Source organism: Trueperaceae bacterium, assembly GCA_002707365.1.
Lineage (GTDB): Bacteria > Deinococcota > Deinococci > Deinococcales > Trueperaceae > UBA6957.
This window is the reverse complement of the sequence record PAMQ01000015.1, coordinates 192,385-203,950: the sequence shown is the minus strand read 5'-3', so window position 1 is coordinate 203,950 and position 11,566 is coordinate 192,385. Positions and strand designations below refer to the sequence as shown.

Annotated in this window: 8 protein-coding genes; 4 read left to right on the top strand and 4 right to left on the bottom strand. The window is 46.3% G+C overall.

The genetic code is table 11. From position 1 onward, the window contains the following. Positions 1–84 precede the first annotated feature (84 nt). Positions 85–1,905: a menaquinone biosynthesis decarboxylase gene (locus CMO31_07890; GenBank protein MAZ53912.1), complete on the bottom strand. Its 1,821-nt coding sequence runs from the start codon at positions 1,903–1,905 to the stop codon at positions 85–87. A gap of 163 nt (positions 1,906–2,068) precedes the next feature. Between CMO31_07890 and CMO31_07885 the strand changes: the two genes are divergently transcribed. Continuing rightward, positions 2,069–3,007, top strand: a complete 939-nt coding sequence (locus CMO31_07885; protein MAZ53911.1) for an aldo/keto reductase — start codon at positions 2,069–2,071, stop codon at positions 3,005–3,007. A 7-nt stretch (positions 3,008–3,014) separates the two neighbouring features. Here the strand turns inward: CMO31_07885 and hflX are convergent, their stop codons facing one another. Then, the gene (gene hflX / locus CMO31_07880; GenBank protein MAZ53910.1) at positions 3,015–4,730 is read right to left on the bottom strand and encodes a GTPase HflX; all 1,716 of its coding nucleotides are present in this window, start codon (positions 4,728–4,730) and stop codon (positions 3,015–3,017) included. A gap of 410 nt (positions 4,731–5,140) precedes the next feature. On the opposite strand from hflX, the gene CMO31_07875 reads away from it, so the two are divergent. Further along, positions 5,141–6,316, top strand: a complete 1,176-nt coding sequence (locus CMO31_07875; protein ID MAZ53909.1) for an acetyl-CoA C-acyltransferase — start codon at positions 5,141–5,143, stop codon at positions 6,314–6,316. A gap of 70 nt (positions 6,317–6,386) precedes the next feature. On the opposite strand, the gene CMO31_07870 is transcribed toward CMO31_07875, so the two are convergent. Continuing rightward, positions 6,387–7,421 carry a hypothetical protein gene (locus CMO31_07870; GenBank protein ID MAZ53908.1) on the bottom strand — a complete coding sequence of 345 codons (1,035 nt, stop codon included), beginning with the start codon at positions 7,419–7,421 and terminating at the stop codon, positions 6,387–6,389. Between the two features lie 186 nt (positions 7,422–7,607). Continuing rightward, a complete protein-coding gene (locus CMO31_07865; protein MAZ53907.1) occupies positions 7,608–8,408 on the bottom strand; it encodes an enoyl-CoA hydratase in 801 nt (266 codons plus the stop codon). A 218-nt stretch (positions 8,409–8,626) separates the two neighbouring features. Between CMO31_07865 and CMO31_07860 the strand changes: the two genes are divergently transcribed. Beyond that, positions 8,627–9,253 (top strand): hypothetical protein, encoded by a 627-nt coding sequence (locus CMO31_07860; GenBank protein MAZ53906.1) that lies wholly within the window; start codon positions 8,627–8,629, stop codon positions 9,251–9,253. A 270-nt stretch (positions 9,254–9,523) separates the two neighbouring features. Further along, on the top strand, positions 9,524–11,527 hold the full coding sequence (locus tag CMO31_07855; GenBank protein ID MAZ53905.1) for a serine/threonine protein kinase: 2,004 nt from the start codon (positions 9,524–9,526) through the stop codon (positions 11,525–11,527). Positions 11,528–11,566 lie beyond the last annotated feature (39 nt).

Genomic DNA, 11,566 nt, shown 5'->3' with positions numbered 1-11,566 from the left:
ACTACCACCGAAGATACCTAGGGTGAGGAACGTTAGGTAACAAATAACTTTAGGACGAAAGTTTTTCACTATTGATAATCCTTGTTATAGAGGTACATCTTCCTGCAATATTGTTTTGACTAAAGGGGAGACGCGATCAATTATTTCAGGTGCCATCATGATCTTTTCGGGCCATTCTCTAGTAAACCCCTCTGCTTGGATTTTTGGGGTGCCATCTATTAAGAATACTGGTGTGAGGGGTGATTCTTCTACAACCTTAATGTCTCGTTCCGGATCAATGTTGTTTAACAGGGTCCATATGCAGTCTTCGAAATTAGTTGGGTCGGTTAGATCGTCAAGCACTGCTATTATTTTTACTCCTTCAGCTTCAAGTTGGTTAGCAGCCCATTCACCAATTTGATGGCCTTGTCCTGCTCTTGATTTGTGGATGGTAATGAACCAGAACCCGCCTGCGAGTTGGTATTGGTCCAGTATTTCGTTGTGTTCAGGTAGCTCTTGATAAGTACGGGTAGGGTTAGGTTCCCATTCTTGATTTAAGCCTTCTTCACGGTGTTTTCGTGTGCCATCAAGAATAATCTTACTGCCGTAGCTCCATGACCTACTTGAGTGATCTAGAACGTCAATCGGACCTTTTGCGTATTGCTGGTGACGTCCCGGCGTGACATTCTTCAGTACGGCTCGCCAGAACTCTAGGTGATTCTGTGGGGCGACCTTTTCGTCTGTTACTAGAATTACTTTAGCGAACATCATCTGCCCGAGTCCAAGCAACCCATTAGCAACTTTGAAAGCCTGTCCGGGGTATTGCTTGTTGATACGTACGTTAACCAGATTATGGGCAATTCCAGCGGGTGGCATGTGATAGTCCACGATCTCAGGCAGGATTAACTGCGCTGGTACCTTAAATAGCTTCTCGCTCGCCTCAATAAAGTAAGCATCTTCCATCGGGGGTTTACCCACTATCGTTGCTGGGTAAATGGCGTCTTGGCGCATGGTGATTGCAGTGACGTGAAACAAAGGGTAAAGATCTTGGAGCGTGTAAAATCCCGTGTGGTCTCCAAATGGCCCCTCCGCTTGCCAAGCCTCCTCAGGATCCACGTACCCCTCCAAAATAATTTCAGCTTGAGCAGGTACGTCAAGATCTACTGTGACGGCCCGAGTGAGTTCAACTGACTTCCCTCTAAGGTAACCAGTTAATGCAAATTCATTAAGTCCCGGCACCGGTGGTAAGGGGGCTGTAGCAGCGTAAATCAGGGCTGGATCGCCCCCCAAAGCAACAGCTACTTCTAGTTTCTTGCCTGCTTTACGGGCGTTTTCTAAATGCCTTGCACCTGTCTTATGGCGCTGCCAATGCATCCCAGTTGTGTTGCGGTCAAAGATCTGCATTCTATACATCCCGACGTTAACTTCACCATCAAGTGGATCCCTTGTAATTACCAGCGGCAAAGTTACGAAAGGACCGCCATCTCCCGGCCAACAGGTAAGTACGGGAAGGCGACGAAGATCTACTGCATCGTCTCGGAAGACTCTTTCCTGCACTGGACCTTTACGAACTAGTCTTGGGGGAAGTGACGTTAAGTTACGTAATTTAGGGAAATTAGCCGCGAGCCCGATTAGGCCATTTCCCAGCTTTACGTCAAGGAGGTTACGAAGACGATCACCTAATTCGTCTAGATGGTTTATGCCTAATGCCCACGCCATTCTCTGTGGTGATCCGAAAAGATTAATGACTACGGGAAGATCAGAGCCATCAACTTTCTCAAAAAATAAAGCCGGACCTCCAGCTTTCGTGATTTGATCCGTAATAGCAGCGATTTCCAGGTTTGGAGAAACAGATTCTTGGATGCGCTTAAGGTCACTACGAGTCTCCAGAAGACGTATAAAGTGCCGGAGATTTGAGAAGGGCATGCCCCATGGTAAACCCATAACAGCTCATTGGATTACACTTGGACAACTTAGGCGGAATACTCTTGCCGCCGTACAGACCTTAATTTACGATTAACAATGAAGGAGTATAACGTTGGGTAGTGCGATTAGAAGCAGCCTAAGGAAATCACGTCTTGGGTTTGGTATGGCTGCTATCGGTCGTCCGGGCTACATTACTATCAACCATGGGATTGATGTGGAAGATCCTAGTTTCGACGCTATGGAGCAGCGTGCACTCCTTTTGCTCGATAGAGCTTATAAAGGGGGCGTTAGATATTTTGATGTAGCCCGCTCGTACGGGAGGGCTGAAGATTTCCTAGCCACATGGATTTCACGTAATCCAAGGGCCAGTGATGAAATAACCATAGGATCTAAATGGGGTTACACCTATACTGCGGATTGGCAGATTACTGCTGCCGTCCATGAACAGAAGGACCTAAGCTTAGCTCAGCTCCAACGACAATGGAATGAAACTAAAACGTTGCTTGGTTCTAATTTAGATTTATACCAAATTCATTCTGCAACCCTAATGAGTGGAGTCCTTGGAGATGTCACTGTGCGTGAGATGTTATTTGACCTTCGCAATGAGAATGGCGTGGCTATTGGCCTCTCATTAACTGGCCCAGACCAGGTGAGTACTTTAGAGTACGCACTCAGCATAGAAGTAGGAGGCGAACCTCTTTTTGATACGGTCCAAGCGACTTGGAATATCCTGGAATCATCAGTGGGAAATGTTCTAGCTGAAGCCCATAAGTCGGGTGTGGTGGTGATAGTGAAAGAAGCTCTAGCAAACGGCCGTCTTACTGGTCGAGGTAGTAAACACTTACCTCATGAGTCACTAGAAACATTGAGGCGTGCAGCAGTAACCACTAACACCACTATCTCTAAGCTTGCTCTAGCAGTTGTTTTGGCACAACCTTGGGTAGACGTTGTTCTTTTGGGAGCTATTACCGTGGATCAGCTTGAAGATAATCTTGGCGCCACGGAAATTGTGCTTGACGATTTTACTCTCAATGACCTCAGATCAATCGCTGAACAAGCTGAAGTTTACTGGGACAAGAGATCTAAACTTCCATGGACTTAAAGGGTTTTTAGTCAGCGCTCGTTATGAACCCAGAGTACGCGTATTTCTTGTTGGAAAAACCAGTTGAATGTACGCCACTCTGGTTAAGTTGAGTAGCTAATTCGGATTTGAGATTATCCAAACCGTTTTTTGTAGCTGCCGAAACGACAGAGGCCCCGTAACGTTGTCTGAGTTGAATAATTACTTTCTGATCAGCAGCATCAGCTTTGTTTAAGACAATGTAACGTGGTGGGTCTAGATCTAGGTCATCGAGTATCCGGTTTACCGCGTCGACTCTATCGGGTGCACCTGGTATAGCTGCATCAACCACATGAAGAAGTAAATCTGCCTCGTGTAGTTCTGCTAACGTGGCTCGGAAAGCATCTCTAAGTTCATCAGGCAAATCTCGAATGAAGCCAACAGTATCCGTGTACAGTACTTTGGCACCCCACTCCCCAAGATCAGGCAACCAACCCTCTTTAGTTGTTGGCCGGAGAGTACTGAAGAGCTTGTTGCGGGCCAATGCATTAGACTTCGAGACGACATTAAAAAGCGTACTTTTACCAGCATTCGTGTAACCCACAAGAGCAATGACAGGTGTACGTCCACGACGTCGATTCTTACGAGTTTCGGACCGCTGCCGACTAATGCTGTCCACTTCAGTTTCGAGCGCAGAAATGCGGGTTCTGATACGACGACGATCTACCTCTAACTTGGTTTCCCCGGGACCTCTAGTACCAATGCCACCGCCAAGACGACTCATCTGACTACCTCGGCCAGAAAGCCGGGTCAGTTGATAATTGAGTTGAGAGAGTTCAACCTGAACTTGAGCCTCACGACCTCGAGCGTTCTGCGCAAAAATATCTAGAATAACTTGAGTTCTGTCTAGCACCTTTAATCTCGTAAAACTTTCTATCTCTCTAGCCTGACCTGGGGAAAGCTCCCTATCAAAAACTAGTAAATCTGCATCCTCGTGATACGCCAAGGAAACTAGCTCTTGTAGTTTACCTAGACCAATCAAGGTCTTAGGGTTTATGGTTTTCCGGTGCTGCAGGCTTTTACCAGCAATCTTACCGCCTGCACTTCGTGTTAATTCCTCTAGTTCTGCTAGTCTTGATTCAGCTTCAAACGTTCCTTCCCCACTTTCCAAGCCTACCAAGATGGCTCTTTCTTCACTAGAGCTACCTACATCTCGAGCTTTTCTTGATCTAGTAAGTTCTTCCTCTAGAGCCCGAATGCGTTCCAGAACATCGCCTTGCTCTAAATATCCAAGTTGAGTTGGCGGGTCAACAATCCAGTCTTCTTCGCTTGAAGTGGGCGGTGCTATTTGAGCAAAATGAGCTTGTCCCAATTCAATTCCACCATTTGCCGATGATAGGGTATCGAACGCGACCAGGGCATCTAGTCGATTAAGAAACAGAGTTGTCAGGTCATCTGGACTCAGGCCACCAAGCTTTAAATGACTGTGAATTAGTCGGAGTCCCGAGAGTCTCGATCCAACCTCCCCGAACCGTTGCGGGATAGGAGCGTCATTGGCGTCACCTACTGCCACCGTCACTACGCGACCTCGACGGTCAATAAGTAGTACTACGCCCCTTCCAATCTCTCGTGATATTTCAGCCATAGCCCGAGCTAAAGCAATGGTAACTGTGGTTGACGGGGGTACTTTTCTACGGTAAAGATTACTTAGGCGCTTTAAATGATTATTTCTTAGGCCTGAAACGTTACCATGCACCCGTTCGATAACTTCAGTCCCCTTCCAATATCGACTCACACATCGTGTGTATCGTGCAACTAACAAACCTATCGAGTGGGACAAGTTTTCCTTTTGTAGGTACCTTATAGATATGACGGCAACTACTCAATTTAGTGACCTTATTGAAAGGATCAGTATAAATTTAATCACTTATTGCCCAGTTTACATTATTGCGACTGTGGTCAGGACGCGTTGTGAATGCACGTGATTAGTGGGATTACTACCTAACTAATTGCAGGACCACTCCGGGTATGTCTTTCGCGTGAATTCCTGGTGCGGCGAAGTCAATCACTAATTTTTATTTTTAGGTGGGTTATGTTTTTCTGTATACATTAATTAAGGACCTAGACGGTGGAAGTAAATATGCTACTAGCTGGTTTTGTGAAAGGGATGTATAGATGGATATTGTAATTGCATCAGCGAAACGGACCCCTATTGGGGCGTTCCAGGGACGATTGGCTAGTGTTACTGCCCCAGAGCTTGGTTCTATAGTTCTCCATGGAGCTGTTAATCAGGCAGGTATTGATCCTGATTGTATTGATTTAGTGGTGTTTGGAAATGTGCTTTCGGCGGGCTTGGGGCAGGCGCCAGCTCGGCAGGTAGCGCTTTACTCAGGCTTACCAGATACCATACCGACGGTTACCCTGAATAAAATGTGCGGTAGTGGGCTTGAAGCCATCATCCAAGCTGTTAGAGCTATAGCAGTGGGCGATGCTTCAATTGTGGTTGCTGGGGGAATGGAGTCTATGTCCAATTCACCCCACTTGCTCCTAGGCGCGAGAAAAGGTTGGCCCTTGGGAGATGGAGAGATAGTTGATTCGATAATTAAGGATGGCTTGTGGGACGTCTATAATGATATCCACATGGGTTCTTGTGCAGAACTTTGTGCAGAACGATACGGATTTTCGAGAGAACAACAAGATGTTTATGCGATTGAATCGTATCGAAGGGCTCAACAGGCCATAACAGAAGGTTATTTTTCGGAAGAAATTGTCCCTACAGAAGCTAAAGGGTACAAAGGTGCTACCCAGACTGTATTTGAGGACGAGAGTCCAGCCAAGGTTGATTTCGCTAGAATTCCTGCTTTACGTCCAGCGTTCGAAAAGGACGGAACTATTACTGCCGCTAACGCTTCTACCCTCAATGATGGCGCAGCAGCTGTCGTTATCGCCGAAGCGACCGTTGCTCGTGAATTAGGCTTAACAATTGAGGCAAAGATTTGTGGGTACTCTGGGAACGCGCATACTCCTGAATGGTTTACTACAGCCCCCGTAGGAGCTATAGAGTCACTATTTAGTCGGCTTAGCTGGACTCCAGATTCAGTTGATCTTTTTGAGATTAACGAGGCGTTCAGTGTAGTACCGATGGCTGTTACTAAAGAACTAAACCTCTTAAGCGATCGCGTTAACGTACACGGTGGCTCAGTTGCACTGGGACACCCAATCGGGGCTTCAGGAGCCCGAATACTTGTTACCTTACTTCATGCGCTGAAACAGAGGCAGGAGTCCAGAGGGATAGCTACGATTTGCATTGGGGGCGGCGAAGCTCTTGCGCTAGGTATAGAACTTAGTTAGTTGGGTTCCGCTAATTTCAGCAATTCCTCTTTACCCAAATAAATCTACTCGATTCTGATCAACTTTCTAGTTACGGTACCTTTTCCTCTCCTGTAAGCCATTCCTGCACAACCTTAATGAAGGAGTTGGGGCACTCTTCCTGGGGAATGTGACCACACCCGATTAGAATCTCAAATGTCGAGCCTGGTATCGCCTGAGCAACCTGTTCTGAGTCTTCTATTGAAACAATCTTGTCGTCTGATCCTGCTATGACTAAGGTAGGAATCTTAATCTCATCGAGGTTGTCAAACAAATTCAGGCGCTGATTCGTGCGGGTGAATTCCCAAAGGGCTCGATCCCAATTGTTCACCTTAATTCCTTTCTGATAGGCTTCGATGGTGTCGTCGTCAATCAGACTAGGATTGCTCCAAGCAGATTGAACAAAGGTTGAACCAGCAGTGCCACTAAGCTGCCTCATTAACAGAGGACCAACCCTATTTAGTTGTGGGGTGAAAAGCAAAGGACGCGTCCATAACGGGGCGCCACCCTCACGAATAATGGCGGGACCTACGAGAATTAGGCCATCGATTCGGTCTGGGTAATCCAAAGCAAATTTAGTAGCAAGCGCACCGCCTGATGAATGACCAACAATTACTGCAGAATCAACACCAAGGGCATCTAGGAGATGAACAGATAACTCAACCTGTCCCCTCGGGGAATAGACGTTGCTGTTTTTCCAAGTTCCTCCCTTCGGTCGTTCAGTGAGCCCGAAAGCAGGACGATCAAGAGAGATTGACCAACCTGTTTGCCCTAGGGCATCCATTACTTCGTGCCAGCTGTATAAGGTTGAGGCAAAGCCATGCAAGAACAAGAAAATTGGTCCTTGTCCGACAGATTGCCGGGAAGATGTTTTGTAATGGACTGTTAGCCCGGCAAGTTCAATGAATTGACTTTCTTCGTCTGCTAATTGGGCGGCAGGAACCGTTCCTTCTAGGTCAGGTGCTGGTATAAGAAAAGGGCCGATTACCACGGTAAGCGTCAAGGCAAGAATGATAGCAAGTGAAATGCGGATACGAAACGGCATACCTGATTTAAGCACGGTCGGGACTTGTTGCTCTACGTTCACAGCTCACCGTTTGTTTAGGCTCAGTTGTCTACTCCTAATTATTTTTAACTAAAGCAGATTGGAATTAGGTCGTCAGGTAGAGTATATGTACTCAACCTCAACCAATACCAAGGGACCCCAGTCAAGTGGCAACTAGTTACAATATCTATGAGGTTGAAGCTAGTTGGTTGTTATGCCCAAAATGGGTTACTCGCCTTGAAATTTGGCGTTCCTCTTTTCGATAAAGGCATTGGTGCCCTCCCGGTAATCGTTGGTGGTTGTGACTAAACCGAATAGGTCAGCCTCGATTTCTAATCCTTCATCTAGCGTTACGTCTAATCCCCTTACAACGGCCTCTTTGGCCAAACCTAGAGCTATCGGGGCATTACGAGCAACGATGTTAGCTATTTCTAGTGCGGTTTGGAGGGTTTCTTCTGAAATCCGATTGACTAGACCGATTTGTAGTGCTTCTTTAGCAGTGATTTGTCGGCCCGTAAGAATCATGTCTAAGGCAGGGCTAAGGCCAACTAATCGTGAAAGGCGCTGGGTCCCTCCATAACAAGGGATTAGACCTAAGCCGACTTCTGGAAACCCTAAGCGGGTTTCCGGCGAAGCTATCCTTAGATCACAGGCTAATGCCAATTCTAAGGCTCCGCCGAGAGCAAAGCCATCGATCGCAGCAATGGTAGGAAATGTTGTACTTGCCAAAGAATTCATGATTTCCTGGCCGGCCAGAGAAGCTTCTCGACCGCTAAAGGCGTCGTTAATTTTGGTTAGGTCCACGATGTCAGCACCAGCACCAAAAGCTCTACCCTCCCCAGTAACGACAAGGGCGCGAACCTCTACATCTGCCTCTACCAGCTGCAGGGCAAGACCAAGTTCCATCAGTAGCGCCTCATTAATTGCGTTTAACACTTCAGGTCGCGAGAGCGTCAAAATCGCAATTTTCCCCTCGATTTCATAATTGAGGTGTTCAAAGACAACTGAATCTTCGAGGTTGTCCGACATGATTTCTCCTTAGACCCGGTGAGGTAAACGCAGAACGAGATACCCCTGTTTGGGTTTCATTAGTGTTCAGAATTTCCAAAGGCCTGCGGTGGCCATCTCAAACTGTATCTAGGATAGCAGAAGCGTTCTGATGAGTGTTTTTTCCGCGTTGACAAAAACAAAATGGTTTTTCGGGCTTGTCGTCCGAGCTACGCCAAAGTCTTTTTTGACAGGCTGTAATGTCTTTAATGAGACAACCTGTTACGGTATTTTTTGACTATACGTGTCCCTTCGCTTGGCGAGGGGCCGAAGTGGCAGTTAGCGTACAGGATGAACTAGAGTTAGAGTTTACTTGGTTGCACTTTAGTCTTTACCAATCAAATTATCGTGGTGAGGATCAATGGCAGATTTGGAATGAGCGGATTGACCCTGAGGATGAAAGTGGGGCTAAGGGTTTGCTTCCGTTTTTGGCGAGTTGTGCGGCACGAAAACAGGGTAAAGTTCTCCACGACGCTTTTCGGCTAAGACTTCTTCGAGCCCGACATCGAGATCATAGGTCTTTTGATTGGGACACTGTCTTAGATGTTGCGGAATCCGCAGAACTCCATCTTGCGCAGTTTCGTGATGACCTATCTAATCCAGAGTGGCGCACTGTTCTTGCTCAAGAACACCATAGGGCTGTTGAGAAAGACGTTTTTGGGACACCAACTTTTGGTTTTGGCGAAGGACAACTTTCTTATTTCCGGATTAAAGAACTCCCTAAGGGAACCAAAGAAGCTGTTGAACTTTTTCGTGATTATAGGCGTCTACTTACTCACTATCCTTACTTGGAAACGGTTAAACGACCTAGGCCAAGAACTAACTAACAAACGTTCAGGCTTCCAAAAACATAACTGGGGATTAGTGGCTAGATGGTTTGCTTTCAATACAATTTTAAGGTGTTGAGAGATTGTTTTTCGGCTGGTTAGAACTTCAGGAAAGGGTATGCTCTTTGGGTAATGTCACAAGCCATTGATCTAGGCGGGATTGCCGATGTTTTAGAGGCTGGTTGTGATATGACATGTTTCATTCTTGTTTCCCATCCTTTTACGGAGTTACCAGCGCAACAACAATTGCGTTATTTTCAGGGTTAGCGCGTGATTTTCCTTCTCAGTGCCCTGTTATTGGCTTTTACTTTGATCTTATGGCGGAACCAAAGCTCACAAAAAACCTTCATAATCAGTGTTTTTGCCATAATCGGTGCTTTTATAATATTTGGCGTTAATCACACAGGCCCAATTCTTTATCTTGCTGGGTACACCTTAGTCCTTGTTCTGCTGGCTTTCATTGTGCAATTGTTCTGGGAGAGTAATCGGTTGACCCCTGGTCAATGGAACTTTAATCGTGAAGCTAAAGAATATCTTAGAAAGAACGTTAATTTTGCAGACCCGCTCCTGTTTCCTGGATACCACGAGGTTAAACATGTGGGCTCAGGAGGTATGGCTAATGTGTATCGCGCGTTTAGGGATTCAGACGGACAGGTTGTAGCTCTCAAGATACCTGTCGGTCGGTACGGGAAAGATGAAGATTATCTACGCCGTTTTCACCGTGAGGCTGAGGTGGTTGGATATCTTGACCACAACAACATTGTTAAGACCTTTAAACACGGCGTGATTGGAGTTAAGCACTATGTTGAAATGGAGTTCATTGAAGGTCGTAGCCTTGACGCCTACATTGAGTCAAAAGAGCTTAATGTAGGAACGGCTATTGAAATTACTAAGCTCTTAATATCTGCCCTCAATCATATTCACGGGGCTGGTGTGATTCATCGCGATATCAAACCTTCCAACATTATGATTAAGGAAGGTGGGTTTGTGGGAGAACCGTCTCGCGTGAACTCAGATGCAGTGAAACTCATGGACTTTGGTATTGCTGGTGGTAAGGATGTTACATCTAGAGGTTTTGATGGCCAACGTGGTGGTACTCCTATCTATATGTCGCCAGAACAGGCTAGGGGATTGGAGATTGATCACCGGAGTGATATCTACAGCTTGGGCTTAGTCTTATATGAAATGCTAACTAATCAAACAGCCTTTGGGGGCATCTCCGAGGTGACAGGTCATCAGCAGGGTTTTCAGGTTCCGCCCTCGCCACGACAAGTAAATTACTGTATCTCTGGAATCCTGGATCATCTTGTAATGCGCATGATCGCTAAAGATCCAAACGAACGTCCTGCCCTACGAGAGATTCAGGATACTTTGCTTCGTGATGATGTCCAAGACGTACTTAGAGCTGATCTGACAAGCCAGCTTGTCCTTATTGTGAGTAGTCATCAGGGAGTAGTGCGCATTCTTGACTCTCAGGGGGAGCCTTATAAGACGTTAGGGGATATAGGGGTAGGCCCAAGATCATTTACCACGACTCCAATGTCGGTTTCGGTAGATAGCAATGGAAATTACTTTCTAGCTGTTCCAGGGGATAGGTTAGGTAGTGACAGGCATCATATGATTCATAAGCTTGCTCCTGATGGGACGTTATTAGATGCTTTTGGTGTTTATGGAATGAGTTCAGGAGAGTTGCTTCAGCCTGTAGCTACAGCTGTTATTCCTGACGATAGTGTGCTTGTGCTTGATTCTGAGACCCACTTAGTACAAAGATTTTCTCACGATGGCGAGCACCTTTCTAGTTTTGGAGGGCGCGGTACGGGTAACGGTTTGTTCAATAATCCGAGGGATCTCTGTGTTGGGCCTGATGGCTCCGTTTACGTTCTTGATTATGGCAATCGCCAAATTCAGGAATTCACCGTGGATGGAATCTACGAGACTAGATGGGCCTTCTTTGTTGACTCTGAGCAGGATAGGACCCGTTTGCTAGACGGTCTAACTGTTGATAAAAGTGGCAACCTCTACGTGTCAGATGTTATGGGAGGTAGGGTCCGTCTTATTTCTCCGGAAGGTAAGGTAGTGCGTTCTTATCCCATAGAGTCCGTAGATGGTGATCCAAAAGACACCCTCATTGATTTGGGTGTTGATGTGAACGGAATCCTTTATGCAGTTCGACGTGGCGGACATTTAATTCGCAAATTAGGCCGCGATAGCAAGTTATTGGACTCTATTGAAGTGTACTCTCCCGTTATGAATATGATCGTTAATGCCCAGTAATTTGAGGGTTTATTTTACACTTCAGCATGCGGGACTTTT

Coding starts and splice junctions, on each gene's coding strand:
- CMO31_07885 (MAZ53911.1), top strand. CDS start 2,069: ATGGCTGCTATCGGTCGTCCGGGCTACATTACTATCAACCATGGGATT.
- CMO31_07875 (MAZ53909.1), top strand. CDS start 5,141: ATGGATATTGTAATTGCATCAGCGAAACGGACCCCTATTGGGGCGTTC.
- CMO31_07890 (MAZ53912.1), bottom strand. CDS start 1,905: ATGCCCTTCTCAAATCTCCGGCACTTTATACGTCTTCTGGAGACTCGT.
- CMO31_07865 (MAZ53907.1), bottom strand. CDS start 8,408: ATGTCGGACAACCTCGAAGATTCAGTTGTCTTTGAACACCTCAATTAT.
- CMO31_07860 (MAZ53906.1), top strand. CDS start 8,627: ATGTCTTTAATGAGACAACCTGTTACGGTATTTTTTGACTATACGTGT.